The sequence below is a fragment of the Arthrobacter sp. UYP6 genome, assembly GCF_040547315.1.
In the GTDB taxonomy this organism is placed as follows: Bacteria; Actinomycetota; Actinomycetes; order Actinomycetales; family Micrococcaceae; genus Arthrobacter_B.
In genome coordinates this window covers 20495-45156 of record NZ_JBEPPM010000020.1, presented here as the reverse complement: position 1 = coordinate 45156, position 24662 = coordinate 20495, and the positions used below count along the sequence as shown (strand labels likewise).

At 66.7% G+C, this 24662-nt stretch carries 23 protein-coding genes and 1 riboswitch; of the genes, 15 read left to right on the top strand and 8 right to left on the bottom strand.

The genetic code is table 11. From position 1 onward, the window contains the following. Nucleotides 1-5 precede the first annotated feature (5 nt). The 6 genes from ABIB35_RS15645 to ABIB35_RS18780 all read left to right on the top strand — a co-directional run bounded on the left by ABIB35_RS15645 (nt 6) and on the right by ABIB35_RS18780 (nt 6904). Complete coding sequence (locus tag ABIB35_RS15645; RefSeq protein ID WP_354182648.1) at nt 6-1325, top strand: allantoate amidohydrolase; 1320 nt, start codon at nt 6-8, stop codon at nt 1323-1325. Then, on the top strand, nt 1322-2731 hold the full coding sequence (locus ABIB35_RS15640) for a formimidoylglutamate deiminase (protein ID WP_354182647.1): 1410 nt from the start codon (nt 1322-1324) through the stop codon (nt 2729-2731). Before ABIB35_RS15645 ends, ABIB35_RS15640 begins: the two co-directional genes overlap by 4 nt. Beyond that, nucleotides 2728-4005, top strand: coding sequence for an amidohydrolase family protein (locus ABIB35_RS15635; protein WP_354182646.1), 1278 nt, complete (start codon nt 2728-2730; stop codon nt 4003-4005). Before ABIB35_RS15640 ends, ABIB35_RS15635 begins: the two co-directional genes overlap by 4 nt. A gap of 147 nt (nt 4006-4152) precedes the next feature. Further along, entirely contained in the window at nt 4153-4941 is a 789-nt protein-coding gene (locus ABIB35_RS15630; protein ID WP_354182645.1) for a CPBP family intramembrane glutamic endopeptidase, read from the top strand. Nucleotides 4942-4990: 49 nt separating this feature from the next. Continuing rightward, on the top strand, nt 4991-5539 hold the full coding sequence (locus tag ABIB35_RS15625; RefSeq protein WP_354182644.1) for a sugar-binding domain-containing protein: 549 nt from the start codon (nt 4991-4993) through the stop codon (nt 5537-5539). A 9-nt stretch (nt 5540-5548) separates the two neighbouring features. Next, nucleotides 5549-6904 (top strand): glycoside hydrolase family 2 protein, encoded by a 1356-nt coding sequence (locus ABIB35_RS18780; protein WP_502915810.1) that lies wholly within the window; start codon nt 5549-5551, stop codon nt 6902-6904. A 46-nt stretch (nt 6905-6950) separates the two neighbouring features. Here the strand turns inward: ABIB35_RS18780 and ABIB35_RS15615 are convergent, their stop codons facing one another. Continuing rightward, nucleotides 6951-7934, bottom strand: coding sequence for a hypothetical protein (locus ABIB35_RS15615; RefSeq protein WP_354182643.1), 984 nt, complete (start codon nt 7932-7934; stop codon nt 6951-6953). 451 nt (nt 7935-8385) lie between these two features. Continuing rightward, entirely contained in the window at nt 8386-9036 is a 651-nt protein-coding gene (locus ABIB35_RS15610) for a VOC family protein (RefSeq protein WP_354182642.1), read from the bottom strand. A 270-nt stretch (nt 9037-9306) separates the two neighbouring features. Further along, a riboswitch (SAM riboswitch) is annotated at nt 9307-9423 on the top strand. A 70-nt stretch (nt 9424-9493) separates the two neighbouring features. Between ABIB35_RS15610 and ABIB35_RS15605 the strand changes: the two genes are divergently transcribed. The 4 genes from ABIB35_RS15605 to ABIB35_RS15590 are packed head-to-tail and all read left to right on the top strand — an operon-like array spanning nt 9494 to nt 12877. Next, nucleotides 9494-10810: a bifunctional o-acetylhomoserine/o-acetylserine sulfhydrylase gene (locus tag ABIB35_RS15605; protein WP_354182641.1), complete on the top strand. Its 1317-nt coding sequence runs from the start codon at nt 9494-9496 to the stop codon at nt 10808-10810. Between the two features lie 38 nt (nt 10811-10848). Beyond that, nucleotides 10849-11988, top strand: coding sequence for a homoserine O-acetyltransferase MetX (metX, locus tag ABIB35_RS15600; protein ID WP_502915814.1), 1140 nt, complete (start codon nt 10849-10851; stop codon nt 11986-11988). A 57-nt stretch (nt 11989-12045) separates the two neighbouring features. After that, nucleotides 12046-12480, top strand: a complete 435-nt coding sequence (locus ABIB35_RS15595) for an SRPBCC family protein (RefSeq protein ID WP_354182640.1) — start codon at nt 12046-12048, stop codon at nt 12478-12480. Nucleotides 12481-12514: 34 nt separating this feature from the next. Continuing rightward, nucleotides 12515-12877, top strand: coding sequence for a hypothetical protein (locus ABIB35_RS15590; RefSeq protein WP_354182639.1), 363 nt, complete (start codon nt 12515-12517; stop codon nt 12875-12877). Nucleotides 12878-12908: 31 nt separating this feature from the next. On the opposite strand, the gene ABIB35_RS15585 is transcribed toward ABIB35_RS15590, so the two are convergent. After that, nucleotides 12909-13685, bottom strand: a complete 777-nt coding sequence (locus ABIB35_RS15585; RefSeq protein WP_354182677.1) for an SGNH/GDSL hydrolase family protein — start codon at nt 13683-13685, stop codon at nt 12909-12911. Nucleotides 13686-13909: 224 nt separating this feature from the next. Between ABIB35_RS15585 and ABIB35_RS15580 the strand changes: the two genes are divergently transcribed. Continuing rightward, the gene (locus tag ABIB35_RS15580) at nt 13910-14560 is read left to right on the top strand and encodes an alpha/beta hydrolase (protein WP_354182638.1); all 651 of its coding nucleotides are present in this window, start codon (nt 13910-13912) and stop codon (nt 14558-14560) included. 55 nt (nt 14561-14615) lie between these two features. Here ABIB35_RS15580 and ABIB35_RS15575 read toward each other — a convergent pair whose 3' ends face one another. Continuing rightward, complete coding sequence (locus tag ABIB35_RS15575) at nt 14616-14846, bottom strand: RNA-binding S4 domain-containing protein (RefSeq protein WP_354182637.1); 231 nt, start codon at nt 14844-14846, stop codon at nt 14616-14618. Nucleotides 14847-14916: 70 nt separating this feature from the next. On the opposite strand from ABIB35_RS15575, the gene ABIB35_RS15570 reads away from it, so the two are divergent. The 3 genes from ABIB35_RS15570 (at nt 14917) to ABIB35_RS15560 (ending at nt 18594) form a co-directional block, all read left to right on the top strand. Then, nucleotides 14917-15894 carry a DMT family transporter gene (locus ABIB35_RS15570; RefSeq protein WP_354182636.1) on the top strand — a complete coding sequence of 326 codons (978 nt, stop codon included), beginning with the start codon at nt 14917-14919 and terminating at the stop codon, nt 15892-15894. 403 nt (nt 15895-16297) lie between these two features. Then, on the top strand, nt 16298-17686 hold the full coding sequence (locus tag ABIB35_RS15565) for a glycine--tRNA ligase (RefSeq protein ID WP_354182635.1): 1389 nt from the start codon (nt 16298-16300) through the stop codon (nt 17684-17686). Then, complete coding sequence (locus tag ABIB35_RS15560) at nt 17686-18594, top strand: GNAT family N-acetyltransferase (RefSeq protein WP_354182634.1); 909 nt, start codon at nt 17686-17688, stop codon at nt 18592-18594. Before ABIB35_RS15565 ends, ABIB35_RS15560 begins: the two co-directional genes overlap by 1 nt. A 287-nt stretch (nt 18595-18881) precedes the next feature. Here the strand turns inward: ABIB35_RS15560 and ABIB35_RS15555 are convergent, their stop codons facing one another. Continuing rightward, nucleotides 18882-19454 (bottom strand): TetR/AcrR family transcriptional regulator, encoded by a 573-nt coding sequence (locus tag ABIB35_RS15555; RefSeq protein ID WP_354182633.1) that lies wholly within the window; start codon nt 19452-19454, stop codon nt 18882-18884. A 170-nt stretch (nt 19455-19624) separates the two neighbouring features. Here ABIB35_RS15555 and ABIB35_RS15550 point away from each other — a divergent pair, with 170 nt between their 5' ends. Beyond that, nucleotides 19625-21025, top strand: coding sequence for a YibE/F family protein (locus tag ABIB35_RS15550; RefSeq protein WP_354182632.1), 1401 nt, complete (start codon nt 19625-19627; stop codon nt 21023-21025). Between the two features lie 82 nt (nt 21026-21107). Here the strand turns inward: ABIB35_RS15550 and ABIB35_RS15545 are convergent, their stop codons facing one another. The 3 genes from ABIB35_RS15545 to ABIB35_RS15535 are packed head-to-tail and all read right to left on the bottom strand — an operon-like array spanning nt 21108 to nt 24532. Then, complete coding sequence (locus ABIB35_RS15545) at nt 21108-21671, bottom strand: TetR/AcrR family transcriptional regulator (RefSeq protein ID WP_354182631.1); 564 nt, start codon at nt 21669-21671, stop codon at nt 21108-21110. A gap of 60 nt (nt 21672-21731) precedes the next feature. Further along, nucleotides 21732-23855 carry a YhgE/Pip family protein gene (locus ABIB35_RS15540; RefSeq protein ID WP_354182630.1) on the bottom strand — a complete coding sequence of 708 codons (2124 nt, stop codon included), beginning with the start codon at nt 23853-23855 and terminating at the stop codon, nt 21732-21734. Next, a complete protein-coding gene (locus ABIB35_RS15535) occupies nt 23855-24532 on the bottom strand; it encodes an ATP-binding cassette domain-containing protein (RefSeq protein ID WP_354182629.1) in 678 nt (225 codons plus the stop codon). The genes ABIB35_RS15540 and ABIB35_RS15535 overlap by 1 nt, the downstream gene beginning before the upstream one ends. Between the last annotated feature and the right edge of the window lie 130 nt (nt 24533-24662).

The following is a 24662-nucleotide window of genomic DNA, read 5'->3' as shown; positions in this document are numbered from 1 at the left end:
GGTCCATGGATCCGACACCCGCTTCACCCGTCAACGCCCTGATGGCCGCCATCGAGGGAACCGGGCGCGATATCCGCCGGGGCGGATACTCCCGCCCGGTCTACTCCACCGCGGAACTGGACCTGCGTGAATGGTTCACCGCTGAGGCGCTCACCCGCGGGCTGGCCGTGGAAACCGATCGCAACGGCATCCTGTGGGCGTGGTGGGACCTGCCGGAGAACTCCTCCCGCGGAATCCCGGAGGAACCGGATGCACCGTCCCCGGAGCCGCAGCGCCGCGGGGCGCTGGTCACCGGATCGCACCTGGATTCCGTGCCCGGCGGCGGCGCCTTCGACGGCCCGCTTGGCGTGGCCAGCGCCCTGGCGGCAGTAGATCTCCTGCAGGCCCGTGAAAAGGAAGGCAGCCTGCTCCGCAACCGGGCACTCGCCGTAGCGGTGTTCCCGGAGGAGGAAGGCTCGCGTTTTGGCGTCGCCTGCCTCGGCTCGCGGCTGCTGGCCGGTGCCATTGACCCGGTCAAGGCGCTCTCCCTGCGCGACGCCGACGGCAACACCTTTGCCGATGTGTCCCGCGCCCACGGACTGGATCCGGACGCGATGGGTCGGGACGAGGCAACGCTGGTCCGCATCGGCGATTTTGTGGAACTGCATGTGGAGCAGGGCCGCGGACTGAACACTGAAGAGTTCACCGATGCTGCCGGGCGCGGGCCCGCCCTTGCGGTGGCCGGGTCCGTTCTGGGCCACGGCCGGTGGCGGTTTTCCATGTCGGGGCAGGGCAACCATGCCGGCACCACCCTGATGGCGGACCGGGCCGATCCCATGGTCGCGGCCGCGCAGCTGATCGTGGCCGTCCGGCAGGCCGCCGCCGCGCAGGCCGGTGCCCGCGCCACCGTGGGCCGGCTGGAACCCGTGCCCGGCGGTACCAACGTCATCGCGTCCCGGGTGGATCTCTGGCTGGACGTCCGGCACCCCGAGGACGCAGTGACCGCCGCCCTGGTGGAGAAAATTCATGGCCAGGCACAACGGATTGCCGCGATGGAAGGCTGCACTGTACGCCTGACCGAGGAATCCTACTCCGGCACGGTCCATTTTGATGCGGCCCTGCAGCGCTCGCTCGAACAGTCGGTGGCCCGTACCGCGCCAGGAGCGCCCGTCCTGGCCACCGGAGCCGGGCACGACGCCGGGGTGCTGGCCGCCCGGGTGCCCACCGGCATGCTGTTTGTCCGCAATCCCTCCGGCATCAGCCACTCTCCGGAAGAGTATGTGGAGGATGACGACGCCGAGGCCGGCGTGGCCGCGCTTGCGGATGCCCTGCAGGACCTGCTGTGAGCGCGTCGGCTCAGCAGCGGTTTTTCTGGTGCGAGACGGGCTGGGTCAACGGCGCCGCGGTTGCCGGTGTCCGGCTGGAGGTCAACGCTGCGGGTACGGTCACGCAAACCGAAACCGGAGTGCCGCCGCGGGAGGAGGACTGCCGGCTGTCCGGCGTGACCTTTCCGGCGGCGTCGAACGCCCATTCCCATGCCTTCCACCGAATCCTGCGCGGACGCACCCATGCTGGCGGCACCGGCAGCTTTTGGACCTGGCGCGAGCAAATGTACCAAGCCGCCGGCGCCCTGACACCGGAGCTGTACGAGCAGCTCGCCACCGCCGTGTTTGCCGAAATGGTGGTCACCGGGTGGACTTCTGTCGCCGAATTCCACTATGTCCACCACCGCCCGGACGGCAGTGCCTATGCGCAGGAACATGCCATGGAACGGGCGCTGGCGCGGGCCGCCGTTGCCGCAGGTATCCGCCTGACCCTGCTGGACACGTGCTATCTGGCCGGAGGCTTCGGCGCCGCGCTCACCGAGGAGCAGCTGCGCTTCGGAGACCGCGACGGCGCTGCCTGGCTGGCGCGGCTGTCCTCCCTGCGCGCGGCGTTTGCCGAGGAATTCGATCCGGCGCAGGTCAGCGTGGGCGCGGCACTGCACTCGGTGCGCGGCGTTCCGGAAGCCGAGCTGGAACTGATTTCCCGTGAGCTGCCGGACGATCTTCCGCTGCACATCCACCTCTCCGAGCAGCCTGCCGAAAACGAAGCATGCCTGCAGGCCACCGGGCTCACCCCTGCCCTGCTGCTGGCCAGGCACGGTCTGGTGACCCGGCGGCTCTCCGCGGTCCACGCCACCCACCTGACCGAAGAAGACATCACCGTCCTCGGAGCTGCCGGGGCAACCGTGGTGATGTGTCCCACTACGGAGGCGGACCTGGCCGACGGGATCGGTCCCGCAGCACGCCTGCGCTCCGCCGGAGCCCGGATTGCGCTGGGCACCGACCAGCACGCCGTCGTTGACCCCTGGCTGGAGATGCGGGCACTGGAACACGGTGAACGCCTCAGCTCCGGAGAACGCGGCCGCTTTAGCCCGGCTGATCTGCAGGCGGCGGCGTCGGCTGCCGGGGCGCAGGCTCAGGGCCGGCAGATTCCGGGGCTGGCTGTGGGGAATTTCTGCGATTTAATGTCAGTGGACCCCGGAACTCTCCGCACTGCCGGCTCGGACCCCGGCCAGCTGGCACTGTGCGCCACCGCCTCCGACGTGCACACCGTCGTCGTCGGCGGCCGTATCCGGGCCCGGCAGGGCAGCCACACGGATCTTGGTGACCCGGCAGCCCTGCTGCGCGCCGCCATTTCCACACTCGACGCCGTTTCCAGACTCGACGCGGCACCCGCCACCACCAGCAAAGGACGCCCAAACACATGAGCGCGGCAGCAACACTGATCACCAACATCGGCGAGCTCTCCACCCAGGATGAGTCCCGCGGCCCCGGGGAGTCCGTGCTGCGGGATGCCGCCGTGGTGTTTGAAGGCGAGCGGATCAGCTGGATCGGGGCGGCTTCCGAGGCGCCGGCCGCCGATGAGCGGGTCGACGCCGGCGGGCGGGCAGGGCTGCCCGGCTGGGTGGATTCACACACGCATCTGGTCTTCGCCGGGGACCGCAGCGCCGAGTTTGAAGCCCGGATGGCGGGGGAATCCTATACAGCCGGCGGCATCGCCGTCACCACCGAAGCCACCCGTGCGGCCTCGGACTATGACCTCACCCGGCTGCTGCTGGCCCGGATGGCTGAAGCCGCTGCCGGGGGAACCACCTATCTGGAAACCAAAACCGGGTACGGACTCAGTGTGGAGGAAGAGCGGCGGCATGCACGGATCGCCTCCAGCGTGGCCGATCAGGTGACGTTCCTGGGCGCCCATCTGGTGCCGGCCGGCGCAGACGCCGAGGAATACACGAACCTGGTGTGCACCGAGATGCTCGCCGCCGTGCGGCCGTATGTGCAGTGGGCGGATGTCTTCTGCGAGCGGGGTGCCTTCACCGAGGACCAGTCGCGGCGGGTGCTGCAGGCCTGCCGGGACGCGGGCCTGGGGCTGCGGGTGCACGGCAACCAGCTGGGCCCCGGCGCGGGGGTGCGCCTGGCCGTGGAATTCGGTGCCGCCAGCGTGGACCATGTGAACCACCTGACCGACGACGACGTTGCCGCCCTCGCCGGCACCTGGTCCGGGTGGAACACGGCGGGATCCGGAGCTGTTTCTGCCGGGACTGCGGGAACATCCGCTGGGGGATCAGGTGCTCCGGGAACGGTGGCCACCTGCCTGCCGGCCTGCGACCTGTCCACCCGGGCGCCGCTGGCACCGGCGCGGAAGCTGCTGGACGCCGGAGTGCAGGTGGCCCTCGCCTCCAACTGCAACCCGGGCACCTCCTACACCAGTTCGATGAACTTCTGCGTGGCCACGGCGGTGCTGCAGATGGAACTGTCGGTACAGGAAGCGGTCCGGGCCGCGACGTTCGGCGGCGCGCTGGCGCTGCGCAGGCACACCGGCGCGGACCGGGACGGGCAGCGGGCGGTGGGCTCGCTCGCCGTCGGGCACCGTGCGGACCTGCAGCTGCTCAACGCACCCTCCGCCGCGCACCTGGCCTACCGTCCGGGCATGCCGCTGACCGGTGCGGTCTGGCGGGCCGGAGTTCCCGTGCGGCGCTGATCTGTCCCGGGCTGGCCCGTGCGCGGCTGACGTGCGCTGATCTGTCCCGGGCTGGCCCGTGCGCGGCTGAGGTCAATTGCGGGGTGGGTCGGTGGTGGACGGCGTCCCTGCCGCCGCAGCGTTCCCGCATCCGGCACAATGGGAACCATGCGTGCTGCCCCCCTTCCCGCCCCGGCCGGTTCCCTGGACCCGCGGGCCCGGAAGATGCTGGTCTTCGAAATCCTGATTGTGCTGGGACTCTCGCTCGGACGCTCGGGGGTATACGCCGTCGTCCAGTTGCTGGAAAAGGTCGCCGAAGGCCCGCTGGGTGGACAGACCACCACACTGAACCCGGTGCTGGATGAAAACCCCTGGTTTGACCTGACCTATCAGCTGCTGGGTATCCTCTTCTCCCTGCTGCCGGTGGCGCTGGTGCTGTACCTGCTCACCGAACCGGGCAAATCGGCGTTCCGGCGGATCGGCTTCACCTTCGAGAAACCCCTGCGCGATTTTGGGCTGGGCGTGGGACTGGCGGCAATTATCGGCGTCGGAACCCTGGGCGTGTATGCGGCCGGCCGTGCCCTGGGCATCACCACGGCACTGGTTCCGGCGGCGCTGGACACTTACTGGTGGACGCTGCCGGTGCTGATCCTCTCCGCGCTGCGGCACGCGGTGCTGGAGGAAGTCATTGTGGTGGGCTACCTGTTCCTGCGGCTGCGCCAGCTGGGCTGGGGCACCCCGGCGATCATCATCACGTCCGCGCTCATCCGTGCCAGCTACCACCTCTACCAGGGGATCGGCCCGGGAATCGGCAACTTCCTGATGGGCCTGCTGTTTGGTTACGCCTACGTCAAAACCCGGCGGGTCATGCCGCTGGTGATCGCCCACGCACTGGTGGACATCGCCGGATTTGTGGGCTTTGCACTGTTTGGCCCCGCCATTGGTATTGGCACTTGATTCCCGTTCCCGCCAAACCACTAACGCAACCTGAGGAGAGCACCGCCCCGTGACACTGACAACCCCCTGGGGAGCCGATCTGGACCCGGAGTCCGTGCTGCAGGAATATCCCCGTCCGCAGCTTGTCCGGAACAGCTACCTGAACCTCAACGGGTCCTGGCAGTACGCCATCACCTCAGCCCGCCGGGACCAGGCTCCGGCCGACGGCGACTGGGACGGGCAGATCCTGGTCCCGTTCTCGCCCGAGGCAGCGTTGTCCGGCGTCCACCGGCAGCTTCAGCCCCAGCAGCTGCTCTGGTACCGGCGGACCGTCCGGCTGCCGGCTGGATTTGTGGATGATCGGGTGCTGCTGCACTTCGGTGCGGTAGACCAGAGCTGCACTGTGACCGTCAACGGCACACAGGTGGGAGGGCACGACGGCGGTTACCTGCCGTTCTCCCTTGACGTCACCGACGCGCTGGTTCCCGGCGCCGAGCAGGAGATTGTGGTTCGGGTCCGTGACGTCAGCGACACCGAATATCACAGCCGCGGTAAGCAGGTCCTGGACCGCGGCGGCATTTGGTACACCGCGCAGTCGGGCATCTGGCAGACCGTCTGACTGGAATCCGTGCCGCGGACGAGCATCTCGCAGCTGGTCCTGGTGCCGGACCTGGAGTCTGTGACGGTGACCGTGCTGCTGGACGGGACGCACGGCAGCGTTGACGGGGGCGAAAACGGTGGTGCGAACGGCACTGGCGGTGCCGACGGCGGGCAGAACGGCGCTGACGGAGGCCACGATGGCCCCGCAGGTGCTGACGGCGCGCATGACGGCGCGCGTGACGGTGCCGGCCTGACCGCGGTGATCACCGTGTCCGCGGGCGGACGCACTGTGGCTGACGCCGTCGTCGTTCCTGGGGAAGAAACACGGATTACGGTGCCGGATGCACACCTGTGGACACCGGAGGATCCGTTCCTCTATGACGTGGATGTGCGGCTGCGTTCCGGCGGCCGGGAGATCGACAGCGTGCGCAGCTACACCGGGCTGCGGACCTTCGGCACGGGACCGGACGCGTCCGGCCATACCCGGCTGCTGCTCAACGGTTGCCCATACTTCCATGCCGGGCTGCTGGACCAGGGGTACTGGCCGGACGGGCTGTACACGGCACCGTCGGACGCGGCCCTGGCCTACGACATCCAGGCGGCCAAGGATCTGGGCTTCACCATGCTGCGCAAGCACATCAAAGTGGAACCGTTGCGCTGGTACTACCACTGTGACCGGCTGGGCATGCTGGTGTGGCAGGACCTGGTCAGCGGCGGTCGGACCTACCGGCACGCCGTTGTCACGGCCCCTGCGGTGGGAGCACCGCACCGTTATGACACCGATTACGCCGCTTTTGGCCGCGCCGATGAACAGGGCCGGACGGACTTCCTGACGGAGCTGCACGGCACCGTTAACCTGCTGCGCAACAGTACCTCCCTGGCCGTATGGGTTCCCTTCAACGAAGGATGGGGCCAGTTTGATGCCAATGCCGTTAGTGATCTGCTGCACTCACTGGATCCGACCCGCAGCATCGACCATGCCAGCGGCTGGCACGACCAGGGCGGGGGCGACCTCAAGAGCGTGCACGTCTATTTTGTTCCCTTTGCGCTCCGGAAGGGCTGGCTGCGGGACGGGCGCGCCGTCGTCCTCTCCGAATACGGCGGCTACAGCCTGCGCGTGCCGGGCCATACCTTCAACGAGAAGGAGTTCGGCTACCGGAAGTTCAAGACGCCGGAAGCGCTGCGGCAGGCGTGGATCAAACTGCACCGGCGCCAGATTGAGCCGGCGGTGGCTCAGGGCCTGGCCGCGACCGTATATACCCAGCTCACCGATGTGGAGGACGAGGTCAACGGGCTGCTCACCTACGACCGCCGCGTGGTGAAGATAGATGCTGATACGGTCCGGGAGACCAATGCCCGGTTAATCCGGGCGTCCGGTTCCTGAAGGAGCTCACGCACGCCGGCGTTTCCCGGGAAGGCCTGAACCAAGCTCACGCACGACGGCGTTTCCTGGGAAGGCCTGCCCGCAGCAGCATGCGGACCAGGCCGTCGGGGTCATGCTTTGGCTTCGTGATATCGGACCATGACCAGCGGACAAAGCCGACGCCCGTGGCCCGGATAGCGTCCTCTCGACGCTTTTCGCGGATAAGGGTTTCCCGGACCGCCGTTCCAATCTGCTGGCTAGTGCCGGAAGTATTACTGGATCCGATAGCCCCGTATTTCACGGCCCCGTCAAATTCACCGACCAGCGCGTACTCCTTCCAATAGAAGTCCGTTCTTCCTAGGAACTCTCCGCCGGCAGACCGGAATTCATGCTGGAGTTCGGGCTGCGGAAACCCGAGCAGATGCAGCACTGCACGGGAGTATGACTCGCCGGGGGATTCAGACCGGCCATCGGCGAAGGAAATTACCCTCCTGGCCCTGGTGCGTTTAGCCTCGTCGGGGAGTTTTCCGCTGAGGACCATCAGGGCGTCCCGTTCCAGAGCAGGGAATCCGCGGGCTTCATCGGGGCGCAGCATGTGGTCCATGGCAGGAACGGCACGTTCGAAGGGCAGTCGGGCGGCCATATCGAGGACAGTTTGTGCACGGGACGTTAGGGTAAGGCCGTCCTGAGTTGTCGTCGGCTCGAGCAGCGTCCGTGGAGTCCAGCAGAGATTGCCGCGGCGTCTCCCGTGCGACGAACCCGGGGCCAGCAGCAGGACTTCAGAGGTTCTGCCGATGACAGGTAAACCCCAGATGACGGCGGCGGACTGCTGGATCAGGATCCGAGGTGCGTGGCCTTGGCCCTGGTCAACGGCAGCGGAAATCGCGGCACGGTCCCGGTCCCATTTCGGCATTTTCTGCCATTGGGCGGCTCGGATGTAGACCCCGGCCCGCACCCGTACCAGTTCACCGTTCCGGCATTTCCGTGCCAGGGACCGTCTGCCGGTGCCGTCGTGGTCGGCGTCGGATGCATAAAGAAACTCGGGGTCCATGACCCAAGGGTGCACCCTTGGGCATACCGTCCCCGAGGAACGAAGGCCGACTTGTGGATAAGAACTCCTCCGAGGAATCCGCGACTGTTTTGGGCAGGGGCATCCGGTTTGGGATTCTGCTGCCGGTGCGGACCGGCAGCGATTTCCCAAAGGGTGCGCGGACGCCCAAAGTGGTAGCGGATCCGGGTGCTGCGTTGCCCAAAGGGTGCGCGGATGCCCAAAGTGGCAGGATTTGGCTTCTCTGAGGTGCAACCGAGGGAACCGCGACTGTTTTGGGCAGGGGCATCCGGTTTGGGATTCTGCTGCCGGTGCGGACCGGCAGCGATTGCCCAAAGGGTGCGCGGATGCCCAAAGCGGTAGCGGATCCGGGTCCTGCGCTGCCCAAAGGGTGCGCGGATGCCCAAAGTGGTAGCGGATCCGCGTCCCGCGCGGCGGCAAACCGGCAGCAGGATTAGATCTCGACGAGGCCCTTGGCGGTGTCGAAGGAGACGGACATGATGCCGGGGGTGCCCTTGGGGGAAATCCAGGTGACGCCCACGTTTTCCAGCGGTTCCTCGGCGGGGGTGCCCAGCCACTGGGCCACGCGGTCCGCGGAGCCGGCGATGGTCAGGGAGTTCAGCTTCACCTTGCCGGGCATGCCCGGAAGAGCGGCGGAGGGGTGCAGGGCCTCCGTTCCGTCATCCCAGCGCAGCATGTACGGCACCTGCGGATCCGCGATCAGCCCGTTGATGCCGATCTGCTGCCAGGTCAGTTCCTGGCCGTCCGGGAACTTGCGGTTGCCCGGAACGGAGAGCCGTCCGAGGCGTTCTTCGAAAGGGGAGAGGTCATCCACAGCCACGCACCAGCCCATCCAGCCGCCGCCGCACTCCGAGCGCTGGCGCACAGCCTGGCCAAAGGGCGCTTTGTCCGAGGCCGGGTGGTTCAGGGCCTCCACCACCTCAACGTACTGGTGATTGGCCAGGGGCAGGATCATGTTCCGTGTTCCGAAACGCGGGTGCACACCGCCCTTGACGAAGTCCGCTCCCAGAGCGGCAGCAATCCTCTCAGTCGTGGCCAAAAGACCGTCGGATTCACAGGCATAAGATACATGGTCCAAGCGCATGCGGCCCATTTTGGCACGTTGTGACCCACCTCTCGACTAAGGCAACCCTTAGCTGGCCACAACTTCCGTTTGACCTGCTGATTTATCTGCCGGAAGCCTGTCGCCGGGGGTCCGGATCTGCCGTACACGCGGCAGGAGCAATCCGAATCAGGCCGTCCGGCTGTCGCGGAGAACAGCGCTGCCGATCCTCGGTGAAGCCCCCGACATCCCGGGAAATGATCCGTCACAGACCTTGCAGGCGCAGGGCTTATCCGTTTTCATAGGGGGATAGGTCATGAGTGCCAGCAGATAGCCCCGGCTTGCTGGCCGGCAACCCTCCAACCGCGGTGGGGTGCCCCGGGTGAAGACCTGGCTGTACGTCAAACGGACGTACGGCAAGCGCGGACCACACATGGCTGCCGGTTATCTTTTTCCGGCTACAAGTCTCGGTGCGGTCCCTAGTTACAGGGAGCAAACAATGTCAGGAAACTGGTCGTTCGAAACCCGGCAGATCCACGCTGGACAGGAGCCCGACGCCGTCACCGGCGCCCGCGCGCTGCCCATCTATCAGACTTCATCCTTCGTCTTTCCCAGCGCCGAGTCAGCGGCCAACCGTTTTGCACTGGCCGAGCTGGCTCCGATCTACACACGCATCGGCAACCCCACCCAGGAAGCGGTGGAAAACCGGATCGCCTCCCTCGAGGGCGGGATCGGCGCACTGCTGCTCGCCTCCGGCCAGGCCGCTGAAACCTTCGCCATCCTCAACGTGGCCGAGGCGGGAGACCACATTGTGGCCAGTCCAAGTCTCTACGGCGGCACCTACAACCTGTTCAAGCACACGCTGAAGAAGTTCGGCATCACCACCACCTTTGTCCAGGATCCGGACAATCTGGAGCAGTGGCGGGCGGCGGTGCAGCCCAACACCAAGGCCTTCTTCGGCGAAGTGGTCTCCAACCCGCGCCAGGACGTGCTGGACATCGAGGGCATCAGCACGGTGGCGCGCGAGGCCGGCATTCCCCTGATCGTGGACAACACGCTCTCCACCCCGTATCTGATCCGGCCGATCGAGTGGGGCGCGGACATTGTGGTGCACTCGGCCACCAAGTATCTGGGCGGGCACGGAACTGCCATTGCCGGCGTGATTGTGGATTCGGGCAACTTCGACTTTGGCGCAGATCCGGAGAAATTCCCCGGTTTCAATACCCCCGATGAGAGCTACAACGGCCTCGTTTATGCCCGTGACCTGGGCGCCGACGGCATTCTGGGCGCCAACCTGGCCTACATCCTCAAAGCCCGCGTGCAGCTGCTGCGCGACCTCGGGTCGTCCGTGTCGCCGTTCAATGCGTTCCTGATTGCCCAGGGTCTGGAAACCCTGAGCCTGCGCGTGGAACGGCACGTGAGCAACGCCGTCGCGGTGGCCAATTGGCTGGAAGGGCACGACGACGTCGTCTCCGTCGCCTACGCGGGGCTGGAGTCCAGCCCGTGGTTTGAGCGCGGGCGCAAGTACGGGCCGCGCGGAACCGGCGCCATTGTCTCCTTTGAGATCGCCGGCGGCGTCGACGCCGGCAAGGCCTTCGTGGATGCCCTGGACCTGCACTCGCATGTGGCGAATGTGGGCGACGTGCGTTCCCTGGTCATTCATCCGGCGTCGACCACGCACAGCCAGCTGGGCGCGGAGGCGCAGGCGGCGGCCGGCGTCAGCCCCGGGCTGGTCCGGCTCTCCGTGGGCATCGAGCACATCGACGACATTATTGCGGACCTCGACGCCGGTTTCCGGGCCGCCAAGGGAGCGTAAGGCACAGCGTGAGACTTCCTTCTACCGCAAAGACTGCAGTGACAGCCTCCACTCCCGGCCGCACCGTGCCGCAGCACTCCGTTCCTGTCCGGGACGGGGTGCTGCGGCACGCCCGCATCGGCAGCCTCGACCTGGAAACCGGCGGGCATCTGCCGGCCGTGTCCCTTGCCTACGAGACCTGGGGAAGCCTGAACGCGGATGCCACCAACGCCGTGCTGGTGGCCCATGCGCTCACCGGCAGCACCCACGTGGCCCGGGGCAGCAGCGGGGAGGACGGCTGGTGGGATGCCCTGGTGGGACCGGGCAAAACGGTGGACACGGACCGTTTTTTTGTGGTCTCGATCAATATGCTCGGCGGCTGCTACGGATCCACCGGACCCTCCTCAGTCGATCCGCAGGGTCTTCCCTGGGGCTCCCGTTTTCCGTTTGTCACCGTCCGGGACTCGGTCCGCGCCGAGGCGCGCCTGGCCGACCAGCTGGGAATCCGGACCTGGCACACCGTGCTGGGCGGCTCGCTGGGCGGTGCACGCGCCTTGGAATGGGCCGCCACCGAGCCGGGAAGGGTGCAGCGGTGCGCCGTGATCGCCTGCACCGCTGCCAGCTCCGCGGAGCAGATCGCCTTTGGCCAGGCCCAACTGGAAGCCATCCGGCTGGATCCGGACTTCAACGGCGGTGACTACTACAACGGCAGGGCACCGGTGGCCGGACTTGGCCTGGCCCGCCGGATCGCCCATATTACCTACCGGTCCGAAGCCGAGCTGGAGTACCGCTTTAAAAATGACCCGCAGGTGCAGGAGGATCCGTTGGGATCTGCGTTGTCGGCCGCGCGCGGTCGCTACGCAGTGGAGAGCTACCTGGACCACCAGGCCCACAAGCTCGCCGGCCGATTCGACGCGAACAGCTACCTGCTGCTGACCGGGGCACTGATGAGCCACGACGTGGCCCGCGGCCGCGGAACGGTGCGGCAGGCACTGGCGGAGACCGGGACGGAATTCCTCATTGCCGCTGTGGATTCGGACCGGCTCTATTTCCCCCGGCAGTCCTACGATCTGGCGGCGGCGCTGCCCCACAAGACCGACGTGCACATGATCAGCGCGCCGATCGGCCATGACGGGTTCCTCACAGATGTGGAACAGATTGGCGTTCCGCTGCGGGAACGGTTCTTCGGTTCGGCCTAGCCAGGGACGGCCGCCATACCCTTGCGCAGGCTGCGTGAACATGGCAGAAACAAACGCATGGGTGATTCTATTCGCGTGGCGGCGCAGGCACAGTGTTCCCCGGAACAGCTCTGGCACGCGCTGGTGGACAACCGTGCGGCGTGGTGGCCGGAAATGGAATTCACCGCCAGCCCGGGGTCGCCGCTGGCGGAACGGGCGGCCGACGACGACGGCGGGCAGCGTGCCTCGGGCACCGTGTTGGCGGTGGCGCGGGACCGGCTGCTGTCTTTCCGGTGGACCATGCCCCACTGGAACGCGCACACGGTGGTGAGCTTCCAGCTCGCCGCCGCGACGGGTCCGGACCCGGAAACGGACTACACCGACGTCGTCGTCACCGAAAGCGGGCTGGGCGGTCTGGCGGTGGGAGCCGACGTGGCCCGCACTCACACAGAGGATTGGGCCGACCACTTGGCGAACCTGATCAGGCTGGCCGAAAACGCCCCTGCCGGCTGACCGTCCTGCGTGAGGCCGATGCTAGCCTTGCGCCATGACATCCGATGAGGGCCCCCCGCCGCCGGCAGCGACTGCGGGCGGTTCCCGCCGCCTGCTGCAACTCTTGGTGCCGATCGCCGGTGCGGTGCTGCTGATCGCTGGAATCGTACTCCTGGTGCGTGGTGCCGGGGCAGGAACCGTGAACTTCGGCTTTGTGGGCTACATTACGGTGACGGAGGAGGACGGGGTTTTCGACGGGCTGGTGCTTGTCAGCCGCAGCATGCAGGCGGGTGCAGTGCTGGTGCTGGCAGGTGCCGTTGTGCTCGCGTTTTGGGTCGGCCTGCAAGCCGGCCACCGCCGTCGTCCGCCGGTACCGCCGGCTTCCGCGGCGTCGGGCGGCGACGCGCAACCCGGCTAAGCGGTTTGTCGAGAAAACCCGCTGGAGGAATCTAGTCGCCGGAGCCCGGGGGCATGCCGGGCCCGCCGAACATCGGTCCGGCGTCGGGACGCTTGGCCGCAATGCCGTCGCCTGAGGACCGGTGCCGCACCCGGCGCACCACCCACGGCATGAAGTATTCCCGGGCCCAGGACAAATCCTCGGTGCGGGCGGTCCGCCAGTTCTTGGCCGGCATGGGCTTGGGCTCCAGCGGCTCCAACGTGTGCGGAACGGCGAGGGTTTCCAGCACCATCGCCGCAATGGTGTGATGGCCCAGCGGAGAGAAGTGCAGCCGGTCCGGCGCCCACATCTCCCGGTTGCTCAGCCGGCGCAGCGCCCACATGTCGGCGATGACGGCGTCGTGCCGGGTGGCAACGGTCCTGAGGTTCTCGTTGTAAACGGCTACCTTGCCGCGGACACTGCCGATCACCGGCGTGGTGCCAAGATCCGGTCCGGTGAAGAGCACCACAGTGGCGCCGGCTTCGGAGAGCCGGGCAACCGCAGCGTCCATCTTTTCGGCCAGCTTATCGGGGTCCCCGCCCGGGCGGATCACGTCATTTCCGCCGGCACAGATGGTCACCAGATCCGGATGCAGTTCCAAAGCCGGCTCCAGCTGTTCGTCGATGATCTGGTTCAGCAGCCGCCCCCGGATGGCGAGATTGGCGTAGGCAAAGTCCTCACGGCTGCGGGCCAGCTCCTCGGCCACCCGGTCCGCCCAGCCGCGGTGCCCGCCGGGGCTGTCCGGATTAGGGTCGCCGATCCCCTCCGTAAAGGAGTCGCCGATGGCCACATAGCGGGTCCAGGGATGATGCGGGGATTCCTCGCCGGCGGCCTGTGGCGCAGCAACAAAGGACGATGCGCCAGCTGCGGAAGCGGAGGCTGCAGCGGCCGCGGTGGACGAGGAGGAAGAACGGTTTGGGGAAGGGGAAAACGAAGTCACCAAACCATCCTCCCAAGGAGGGCGCCGGCTACGCGACCGTAGGTTCGCCAATCGGCCGTGCCAGAATGAATATCATGCCTAAAACTGCCCCCTGGAATCCCACTGTCCTTTGGTCCAAGCCGGAAGCCGAACGAACCGGAACTCCGCTGCTGGTCCTCTTCCACGGTTACCTTGCCAATGAGGAAGATCTCATGGGACTGGCGGATTATCTGCCCGCAGAATTCACCATTGCATCGGTCCGCGCACCGCAGGCCCTTGGCCCCGGGTACACCTGGTTTCCGCTGATGAACGAACCTGATTTTTCGGTGCAGCGAGTGGCGGACGCTGTGAGTGATGTCTCGGACTGGCTGGACAGCGTCAAGGGCGTGCACAGCAGCGTTTCCCTGCTCGGCTTCTCGATGGGCATGGCCGTGGCGAGCACGCTGCTGCGGCACCGGCCCGCTGACTTTGCCGCCGTCGTCGGGCTGTCAGGTTTTGTGGTTCCCGCGGAAGGGAACCCGTTCTTCCATGATGAGGACCTGGCGGCCGGCGGCGTGCCGTTCTTCTGGGGCCGGGATCAGGCCGACCCGGTGATCGATGCCCCGCGCATCGAATTCACCCACGCCTGGCTGAACGAGCACACCGTTCTGACGAAGATCCTGTATTCGAACATGGGGCACGGCATCAACATGCAGGAACTGGGGCATGTGAAGGAGTTCCTCACGCACCTGGTGCTCAAGGCCTGAGGGCCGGGCGCGTGCACCGGCTGCTGGCGTGCCGGGTTGACGTCTTGGCCGGCGACTAGTTCTCGGTGATGATCCGGATGGCTTCACCGTTGACCGAGATGACGTCGCCGGGGTGCAGCTGGCGTCCGCGGCGCTCCTCGATCTCGTCGTTGACCTTCACCAGACCGTCTTCGATCAGCTGTTTGGCCTGGATGCCGTCTTCGGCCAGGCTGGCCAGCTTGAGCAGCTGGCCCAGGCGGATCATTTCGTCGCGGATGGGGAGGTCTTGGGGGTCGATAGTACTCATGTGTCCATTCTGCCTGACATTGGCCGACGCCGATTCCGGCCAGGGCGCCGCCCTGCCGTAGTGTTAGTCCGTGCCAAATGCTGTGCGAATCAATCCCCTGATCGGTCTTCCCCTTGCTGTCCTGGCCGGGACGGCCATTCCTGCGCAGGCCCGGATCAACGGCGCCCTCGGGGAAAAGCTGGACGACGGGCTGGCCGCAGCCCTGGTCAGCTTTTCCGTGGGGCTGGTGATCATGATCCTGATTTCGGCGGTGCTGCCCCGCGGCCGAGCCGGTGCGGCACAGCTGCTGCCGGCCCTGCGGGAACGCCGTTTTCCGCGCTATTACATCCTGGCCGGTGCCATTGGCGCCTACTTTGTCCTCTCGCAAACCCTCACCGTGGCGGTGCTGGGCGTTGCCGTATTCACGGTGGCCGCCGTCGCCGGCCAAACCATGACCGGGCTGGTGGTGGACCGGCTGGGCATCGGGCCGGCGGGTAAGAAGGCGCTGACCGTGATGCGGGTGGTTGGCGCGGTGCTGACCATCGCCGCCGTCGTCTGGGCCGTCAGTCCCAAGCTCAGCGGAACCTCCTCGGTCGGGGACCTGCTGCTGCCGGTGCTGCTGCCGCTGACCGCCGGCATGCTGATGAGCTTCCAACAGGCCATGAACGGCACCACCGGCATGCACTACGGAACACCGATTACCGCAACCCTGGTCAACTTCATCTCCGGCGCCGCGGTCCTGCTGGTGTTCTGGCTGGCCAAAGTGGCAGTGTCCGGTCTCGGACAGCCGCTGCCGGGGGAGTGGTACCTGTATTTGGGCGGTGCCATGGGGTGCGTGTTTATTGGCTTGAGCGCCCTGCTGGTGCGCAGCCTGGGTGTGCTGCTGACCAGTCTGGGCATGATCGGCGGGCAGCTGGTGGGTTCGCTGCTGCTGGATATTTTCCTGCCCGCACCGGGTTCCGTGGTGGTGGCCGCAACCGTCCTCGGCACGCTGCTGACGCTGGCGGCCATCGTGGTGGCTACCCTGCCGTGGAACATGCCCGGAGTGCTGCCGCGCCGGAGAAGCTGACCATCGAGTGTCGCGACAATGGCGTTCAGGCCCGCCGAGTGTCGCGATTATGACGATTTGGCCGCAACTTTGCGGCATCGTTCCCCCACTCGACGGGCGCAGTCATACGGGCTCAGTCGTAGGGGCGAATCAGCGCGGGCCCTCCACCCGAAGCGGCAATTCTGAGGCTCACACCGGCGACTGACGTGAGCGTGGCGCTTTTCCCGCACCTTTGCGCACAGCGAAGCCCCGCACACGTCCGGTGGCAGGGTTTGAGCCCGCTGACCTTAAGCTGGTAGATGTAGAGCTTTTGCCCTCCGCAGGTCCTCGCCGCGCAACCTGCCGGCGCACACCGCGGACGGGACCAATAGCGGACCGCACCCAGCGGCCTGCGTAGACATGAAAGAACGGCGGTACCACTGACATGGCTTCGACCAAATCCAAACTGGATCCGATCATCTCCCTCGCCAAGCGCCGGGGGTTCGTCTTCCAGTCGGGTGAGATTTACGGCGGATCACGGTCCGCATGGGATTACGGCCCCCTGGGTGTCGAGCTCAAGGAAAACATCAAGAAGCAGTGGTGGCAGCACATGGTCCGCGGGCGCGACGACGTCGTCGGCCTGGATTCCGCCGTCATCCTCCCGCGCCAGGTCTGGGAGGCCTCGGGGCACGTGGAGGTCTTCTCCGACCCGCTGGTGGAGTGCCTGAGCTGCCATAAGCGCTACCGTGCCGACCACCTCGAAGAGGCGTACGAGGAAAAGAAGGGCCACGCCCCCGAAAACGGCCTGGCCGATATTGCCTGCGCCAACTGCGGCACCAAGGGCCAGTGGACCGAACCGCAGGAGTTCTCCGGCCTGCTCAAGACCTTCCTGGGCCCGGTGGCCAACGAAGAAGGCATGCATTACCTGCGTCCGGAAACCGCGCAGGGCATCTTTGTGAACTTCAACAACGTGCTGACCACCTCACGCAAGAAGCCGCCGTTCGGCATCGGCCAGATCGGCAAGAGCTTCCGCAACGAAATCACACCGGGAAACTTCATTTTCCGCACGCGTGAATTCGAGCAGATGGAAATGGAGTTCTTCGTCGAGCCGGGCACGGACGAGGAATGGCACAAGTACTGGATCGAAAACCGGTTCAACTGGTACACCCAGCTGGGCATCAATCCGGATAACCTGCGCCTCTTCGAACACCCGCTGGAAAAGCTCAGCCACTACTCCAAGGGCACCACCGACGTCGAATACCGCTTCGGCTTTGCCGGGTCCGAGTGGGGCGAGCTGGAAGGCATTGCCAACCGCACTGACTTTGACCTGGGCACGCACTCCAAGCACTCCGGCACCGACCTGAGCTACTTCAACCAGGCCACCAACGAGCGCTTCACCCCGTACGTGATTGAGCCCGCCGCCGGCCTGACCCGTTCCTTCATGGCCTTCCTGGTGGATGCCTACACCGAGGACGAGGCGCCTAATGCCAAGGGCGGGGTGGACAAACGCACCGTCCTGAGGCTGGATCCGCGCCTGGCGCCGGTCAAGGCCGCAGTGCTGCCGCTGAGCCGCAACGAGGACCTCTCGCCCAAGGCCAAGGACCTCGCCGCGCAGCTGCGTCGGAGCTGGAACATTGACTTTGACGACGCCGGCGCCATTGGCCGCCGGTACCGCCGCCAGGACGAAATCGGCACACCGTTCTGCATCACCGTGGACTTCGACACCCTTGAAGACCAGGCCGTCACCGTGCGCGAACGCGACTCGATGGCGCAGGAGCGGGTGAGCCTGGACAAGGTCCAGGGCTACCTGGCCCAGAGGCTGATCGGCGCGTAATGACACTGACGTTCCGCGAATGGCGCGAAGATGATGACCTCAAGCTGAACCAGCTCTGGGGCGATCCGGAAACGGTGCAGTCCGGGCAGTTCCGGGCCGTGCTGCGTCCGTCCTCCAACGAGCCGTGGAGCCGCTGCATTGTGGCCGAAGACGACGGCGTTCCGGTGGCTGCCGGCGTTGTCTATGAGACCTCGCTGCATCCGGACCGGCTGTGGGTTTATGTGGAGGTTGCGCGGGAGAACCGGCGTACCGGCCTGGGTTCCACCCTGCTGGCCATGCTGCGCAAGGAAGCCGAGACGGCGCCGTCGGGCGTTAGCGCTCTGCGGGCGAAGGTGGAGCCGGGAACCTCCGGCGCCGCGTTTGCCCAGGCCGCCGGATTCTCCCGGATCCAGCGCTCCCGCGTGGTGGTGGTGGAACCGGGGCGGATCAGCCTGCCCGTCTTCTCCGACGACGCCGGACCGCAGCTGGAGGAAGCCGCCACCGGATCGGTGGAACTGACCTCCGCCGTGGCGGAGTTCTACAACAGTGTGCACGACTGGGACCGCGCGGAAATGACGCTGGGCCGGGCCCAGCAGATGCTGCTCAACGATGCCACCGGTGCAGCCGGCGCCGTGGTGCTGCGTGACGCGCCCAAGGTCAAGGGCGGCAAGATTGCTGCTTTTGCCGTGAGCTACACGCATAACCGCACTGACGAACCGGCGGATGTCTTCCTTGGCTATGACACCCACCTGGAACGCTCGGAGCAGGAAGCGGCACTGGAATCGCTGCTGGCCATGCTGACGTACCAGTATCCGGTGCAGCTGGAGGTCGACGAATCCATGGCTCCGGTGGCGCGGATCATCCAGGCGCTCCTGGAAAAGGGTGCGGCCCGCGAGGTTGGGCCGGCCACGGAGATCGTCAGCAGCTAGTTTCGCTGCTGCGGCTGCTGCTTCTTTGGCGGCGTTGCGGCCCGACGGCAGGACATAACGACGACGGCGGGTGCCGGTTCCTTCGGGAGCCGGCACCCGCCGTCGTTCCGGGCCCTTGTGGCTGGACGTGCGGATCGCCGCCATCTGGTGTGCAGATCTGGCGGGTTCCGCCGCAGGGAGGTCACCATATCTGCACACTGGATACCGCGCCGCCCTCTGGTGTGCAGATCTGGCGGGTTCCGCCGCAGGCAGGCCACCATATCTGCACACTCGTGCCGAGAAAACAGCTAGGAGGCGAGGCTGCCCGAAAGTCCGTAGAGGACCGACTCAGCGACCTCATCCAGAGAGCGCTCCGGGCTGAAAACCAGCCATTCCAGGCCGCCGATCAGGGCCGCACCAAACACGCTGCCGGCCACCAGCCCGAGCCGGTCCTCCATGGCAGCCGGCGGCCGGGTCTCCCGGATGGCGGTGACAAACTCGGCCAGCACCTCGCGTCGGAGCAATTCGAGGGAGTGCTGCCAGGCGCGGTCGGTCCGGAAAATCTCTGCGGCCAGCAGCCGCGCCAGCGCCCGGTTGTCAGCGACTGTTTTCAGCAGCGCGCGAATCATTGCCTGCAGCGCCGGCCAACCTGTCAGTGAGTCGCGGGCGCTGCGCACGGTTTCCGCCAGCACCCCCACACCCTCCAGCAGGAGCTCCTCAAAAAGCCGGTCCTTGGACGAGAAGTTGTAATAGACGCTGCCCTTGGCCACCCCGGCCCGTTCCGCCACATTTTCCATGGTGGTCCCGGTGATGCCGTTGTCGGCAGCCAACTCCAATGCGGCATCGAGGATTGCGCGCTTGGTACCTGACTGACGTGGCATAAATGTTCCTTTGAATTCGTAGGGGACCTTCATCGATCTTAGAGGCCCGGGGAACCCACCCAGAAAGCCAACTTGGGGGAAAGCGGCCGGACTTGGGAGAATGAGGCCGATCCTTGTTTCCTGCTCCCGTTCCACCGGGCGCAGCTCCGCGCCTATGCCGAAGGACCCCCATGGGACACAGCCATGCCCCGCATTCCGACGAGCCGCCTTCCCCGACGGCGTTGGCCGCCCGGCGCCGCGCCAATTTCCTGCTGACCTGCATCCTGGTCCCGCTGGCGCTGCTGGCGGTAGCCGGCATGGTGCTGTTGTGGCCTTCGGGGGACCGGTCCGGTGTCACGGTGTCGGATCCGTATGCCACCGCCGACGGCGTCACCTTTGAAACGGGCGAGGTCCAGCGCGTCAGCGAGGAGAACTGTCCGTCATCGCAGGCTCTGCTGAACGCGGGCGGAACCGCCCAGCAGTGCCTGGTGGCGTACACAATGCCCAGCTCCGGGGGCACCGCCATCCAGGTTGAAGTTCCGCCCGAAGTCGCCAAGGCAGAGTCGATCGAGGCCGGGGACAGCATCAGGTACCTGAACCTGGAGGCCGTCATGCAGCAGGGTGGGGGAGCGCCGCCGTACATCTTCGTGGACTTTGTCCGCTCGGTGCCCATGGCGGCACTGACCGTGCTGTACGCGGGCGTGGTGATCGCCGTCGCGCGCTGGCGGGGGCTGCGCGCCCTGGTGGGGCTGGCCGGTGCCTACGCCGTGCTGGCCGGCTTCATCCTGCCCGGGCTGGTGGAGGGAAAGCCGCCGCTGCTGCTGGGCCTGATCGGTTCGAGCGTGATCATGTTCGGCGTCCTCTACTTTGCGCACGGCTTCACCGCCCGGACCTCGACGGCGCTGCTGGGGACACTGTTCGGGCTGTCGATCACGGCCTGTCTGGCGGCGTGGGCGACGGATGCCGCGCACCTGGTGGGGGTCGATGACGAAAACGCCTACACGCTCATCAACTCCTCGGACAACATCTCCGTGTCCGGCATCATCCTGTGCGGGTTGATCATTTCCGGGCTCGGCGTGCTGAACGACGTGACCATCACACAGTCCTCAGCCGTTTGGGAAATGTACGAACTGGCCCCAGGCGCCAGCGCCAAACGTCTCTTCTCCGGAGCCATGCGGGTGGGCCGGGACCACATTGCCTCCACCGTCTACACCATTGCCTTTGCCTATGCCGGGGCAGCGCTTCCGGTGCTGATCCTTGTTTCACTCTACGACCGGCCTTTCCTGGACAGCCTCACCAGCGGCGAACTGGCCGAGGAGGTCATCCGCACGCTAGTTGGCTCCGTTGGCCTGGTGCTGGCCATCCCGGTGACCACGGCCATCGCCGTGCTGGTGGTCAAAGCGGTGGGGATCAAGGGGATTCCGCACGGCACCGCCGCCGGACACCCGGTCGGCGCCGACGCTGATCCCGCCGAAGCCGCCCACCCCGGTAGAGATAACGCGGATTCGGCTGCTCCCGCACGCTCGGAGGAAACGGCGGGTGCCGGCATGGGTGCCCTGCCGTCACGGCGCTCGCTTCGACACCGGTCGTAGCAGCCACCTCAAGACGACGACGGCGCCGGTCCCCTCGCAAGGGGACCGGCGCCGTCGCGTCTGGGTACTTGGGCCGAAGCCGCTAGCCGGTGAGCTGGCCGGAGAGCGTGAACATCACCGAATCCGCCACCTCGGTCAGTGAACGGTCGGGGCTGAAGACCAGCCACTCGATGCCGCCCACCAGGACGGCGCCGAAGATGGTGCCGGCCACGAGTTCCGCGTCCCGCCGCTGCGGATGCGCCTGACGGATCACGGCCACCAGTTCCGCCAGCGCTTCCCGGCGCACCAGCTGCAGGGGAATCTGCCAGGACCGGTCGGTCCGGAAGATCTCTGCAGCGATGAGCTTGGCCAGAGGCTGGTTGCCGGAGATCGCCTTCAGCATGGCGTTCACCATGGCTGAGAGGGCTGCGGTTCCGGACCTGCCGCCGCGGGCCTCACGCAGGGTCTGCGCCAGGGCGCCCACACCGTCCAGCAGCAGCTGCTCAAACAACTTGGCCTTGGAGGAAAAGTTGTAGTACACGCTGCCCTTGGCCACCCCGGCCCGCACGGCGACGTCCTCCATGGTGGTGCCGGTGATCCCGTGCAGGGACGCCAGCTCCAAGGCGGCATCGAGGATCGACTGCTTGGTGCCTGATGCGCGTGGCATGGATTCTGTCCTTATCTTGTGCGACACTGCCGGATCTTGTGCGCCACTGCCGGCCCGGGGCTAGAGGTGCAGTTCCGGGTGCAGACGCTTGATCGTCCACATCCGCTGCTTTCCGGCAACCACTGAGCTGATGAGAATGCACACGGCGGCCAGGATGCCCAGGAAGGCCACGGCGATCCACATCCGCGCGTCCACTCCGCCGGTGATCAGGGCGCGAAGGCCGTTGACCACATACGTTGCGGGCATGAACGGGTGCAGCGCCTGGAAGAAACCGGGCGTGGTTTCCACGGGGTAGGTGCCACCGGAAGAGCTCAGCTGCAGCATCAGCAGCACCAGGGAGGCAACCCGGCCGGCTGCGGTGCCCAGCACGATGATCAGCATTTGCTGCAGGGCCAGGAAGGCAACCGTGGTGAGGTACAGGAAGGCGCCGGTGCCAATCAGATAGGCGGGATGGATGTCCAGCCCCCAGACCAGAACCGCCATCATGATGAGGACCTGGCCCAGGCCGATGGCCAGCGCCGGAACCAGTCCGGTGGCCAGGGCACGGAACCCGGAAACTCCGGCGGCCAGTGCCCGGGTGGGAAGGGCCCGCAGCAGAAGCCAGGTGATCAGCGCACCCACGAAGGTGGCCAGAGCCAGGAAGAAGGGAGCAAACCCCTCACCGAAGCTGGACGCCTCGGTGGAATAGTCCGCGTCCAGTTCCACCGGGCTCGCCGCCACGGTGGCCTTGGTATCGATCAGGTCACCGGAATCCTGCGGCAAAGCCGAGGCGCCGTCCGCGAGGGCATCGGCCAGTGTGTGGCTGCCTGCGGAGAGCTTTTCGGCTCCGGCAGAGAGGGCGTTGCCGCCGGTGAGCAGTTCCCCTGCGCCGGCGGAGAGGTCATTGGTTCCGCCGCTGAGCGTGTCGGCACCGGCAGCGAGTTCACCGGCACCACTTTGCGCACTCTTCGCTCCGGCATCCACCTGTGCGGCGCCGGAGGCGAGGCTGGCGGCTCCACCGGAAAGCTGGGCCGCTCCGTTGGCAGCGGACTGGGCTCCGGCGGCTACTTCGCCGGCACCGCCGGCGAGGCTGGAGCTACCCGCGGCGAGCTGTCCGGCTCCCGCTGCGGCCTCGGAAATGCCCGCCTGCAGGCCCGCGTTTCCGGCGGACACCTGCTGGGCGCCCGCTGCGAGCGGCTGAAGCTGGGCCAGCAGAGGGTTCGACGGGTCAGCGGCCGTCAGGGCGGCAACCACCTGGTCCAGTCCGGTGGAGACCTGGGACGCTCCGGCAGCCAGGGACTCCGACTGGGGAACGGCGGAGGTGAGCTTCTCCGAGAGCGTGCCCAGGTTTGTGTTCAGGGCCGCCGCGCCGGAGGCAACACTGCCGGCGCCCTCGGACAAGGTTGCAGTGCCGTTCGCCAACGACGCTGCGCCGGTGGAAAGATCGTTGCTGCCCGTGGCGAGCGAGGATGTTCCCGTTGAGAGTTCAGTCAGGCCGGAGCTGAGCTGGTTGGCGCCGGTGGAGAGCTGCAGGGCTCCGTCCTGCAGGGTGACGGTGCCCGTGGCCAGGCTGTCCAGGCCCGCCACGAGCTCGCCCGCACCGGAGACGGCGGAATCGATGCCCGTGCTCAGCTCGCCCGCGCCGTCGGCCGCGTCGCGAAGGCCGGAGCCGGCGTCGTTCAGTCCCACCAGCAGCGTGGAGGCAACCTGACCGCCCAGCTCCGAGGAGACAGCATCCTTAACCTGCGCCATGGCCTGCTTGCCCAGCACGCCGGCCAGGAAGTTGTTGGAGTCGTTGTACGTGGCATTCAGGCGGGCAGGAACGGGGGTGTCCGTGCCGACGGAAACGGCGCTGGCCGAGAAGTCCTTCGGAATGGTGAGGGAGAGGTAGTAGGTGCCGTCCTGGACACCCTTTGCTGCGTCTTCCGCGTCCGTGGGATGCCAGTCGAGGTCCGCTCCTTCAAGGAGCTTGTCCTCCAGCTCATCGCCGGCGTTCAGTGGTTCTCCGTCCTTGGTGGTGCCCGCGTCCTCGTTCACCAGGGCCACGGAGAGCCCGTCCATGTTCTTATCCGGCGAGTCAAAGGCCCACAGGTACAGGGCACCGTAGATGAGGGGAATGAAGAGCATGACGACGACGGCGATCTTTGGCAGGGTGCCGCGGCGGAACCGGGCCAGTTCCGTGCCGGGGGAAAACAGGGCGAACATCAGTTGGCCTCCTGGGAGAGCAGCAGTGCGGACGGCTGGGGATCAAGGTCCTCCCACAGGCCGGTTTCAAGGGAGGCGGCGCCGACGACGACGGTGGTGCCGGAGGCAGCGATGGCAGCAAGGCGCTCCCAGACCAGGCGGCGGGCCTGCGCGCTGTGGACCTGCTCGATGTCGTCAACGAAGAGGATGCTCGGTCCGCTGAGCAGAGCCAGGGACAGGCGCAGCAGGAAGTGCTCGGCCTCACCGAGGTTCCAGATCACGGTGGAGGCTGCGGGAATTTCCGTTTCTCCGAAGACCGGTGCGCAGGCACGGGCCACCTGGCGGTCAGTGGGCTTGCCGAGCACGCTCCACCAGGGCGCCAGCCAGGCCTGGCGTTCCCGCACGGCCTGGCCCACGGTAACGCTCGGTTCCAGGACGTCAATATCCTCGAAACCGGCAATGGCCGTGTGTTTCTGGATTTCCCGCGCGTCCCGGGGGAGTGCGTGGCCTAGGACCTCAAGGGTGCCGTCCCCGGCCTTCATGCGGCCGGCAAGCGTCAGGAGGATGCTGGTGCGGCCGCTGCCCGCAGGACCGTAAAGAACGTTGAGGGGGTCGGATACGGCGAAACTCAGCGGGCCGTAAACGGGACCCCGGGCGGCGGACAGGCTGAGGCCTTCCGCGGTAATGACCGGTTGCACAGGTGCCTTTCAGGGAAGCCGGGAGGGTCCCGGTGAGACCGGTCGGTTCTAGACTGACCAGTCAGTTTAATCTGACCAGTCAGTCTAACACCGGATGGGGCGCGTCGATAAACCGCCAGCCGCCAGCAGG

What these genes read in the sequence shown, in the direction of transcription:
- ABIB35_RS15645 (WP_354182648.1), top strand. Translation starts at nt 6, where the DNA reads ATGGATCCGACACCCGCTTCACCCGTCAACGCCCTGATGGCCGCCATC.
- ABIB35_RS15635 (WP_354182646.1), top strand. Translation starts at nt 2,728, where the DNA reads ATGAGCGCGGCAGCAACACTGATCACCAACATCGGCGAGCTCTCCACC.
- ABIB35_RS15630 (WP_354182645.1), top strand. Translation starts at nt 4,153, where the DNA reads ATGCGTGCTGCCCCCCTTCCCGCCCCGGCCGGTTCCCTGGACCCGCGG.
- ABIB35_RS15615 (WP_354182643.1), bottom strand. Translation starts at nt 7,934, where the DNA reads ATGGACCCCGAGTTTCTTTATGCATCCGACGCCGACCACGACGGCACC.
- ABIB35_RS15610 (WP_354182642.1), bottom strand. Translation starts at nt 9,036, where the DNA reads ATGCGCTTGGACCATGTATCTTATGCCTGTGAATCCGACGGTCTTTTG.
- ABIB35_RS15605 (WP_354182641.1), top strand. Translation starts at nt 9,494, where the DNA reads ATGTCAGGAAACTGGTCGTTCGAAACCCGGCAGATCCACGCTGGACAG.
- ABIB35_RS15595 (WP_354182640.1), top strand. Translation starts at nt 12,046, where the DNA reads ATGGGTGATTCTATTCGCGTGGCGGCGCAGGCACAGTGTTCCCCGGAA.
- ABIB35_RS15590 (WP_354182639.1), top strand. Translation starts at nt 12,515, where the DNA reads ATGACATCCGATGAGGGCCCCCCGCCGCCGGCAGCGACTGCGGGCGGT.
- ABIB35_RS15580 (WP_354182638.1), top strand. Translation starts at nt 13,910, where the DNA reads ATGCCTAAAACTGCCCCCTGGAATCCCACTGTCCTTTGGTCCAAGCCG.
- ABIB35_RS15575 (WP_354182637.1), bottom strand. Translation starts at nt 14,846, where the DNA reads ATGAGTACTATCGACCCCCAAGACCTCCCCATCCGCGACGAAATGATC.
- ABIB35_RS15565 (WP_354182635.1), top strand. Translation starts at nt 16,298, where the DNA reads ATGGCTTCGACCAAATCCAAACTGGATCCGATCATCTCCCTCGCCAAG.
- ABIB35_RS15560 (WP_354182634.1), top strand. Translation starts at nt 17,686, where the DNA reads ATGACACTGACGTTCCGCGAATGGCGCGAAGATGATGACCTCAAGCTG.
- ABIB35_RS15555 (WP_354182633.1), bottom strand. Translation starts at nt 19,454, where the DNA reads ATGCCACGTCAGTCAGGTACCAAGCGCGCAATCCTCGATGCCGCATTG.
- ABIB35_RS15550 (WP_354182632.1), top strand. Translation starts at nt 19,625, where the DNA reads ATGGGACACAGCCATGCCCCGCATTCCGACGAGCCGCCTTCCCCGACG.
- ABIB35_RS15545 (WP_354182631.1), bottom strand. Translation starts at nt 21,671, where the DNA reads ATGCCACGCGCATCAGGCACCAAGCAGTCGATCCTCGATGCCGCCTTG.
- ABIB35_RS15540 (WP_354182630.1), bottom strand. Translation starts at nt 23,855, where the DNA reads ATGTTCGCCCTGTTTTCCCCCGGCACGGAACTGGCCCGGTTCCGCCGC.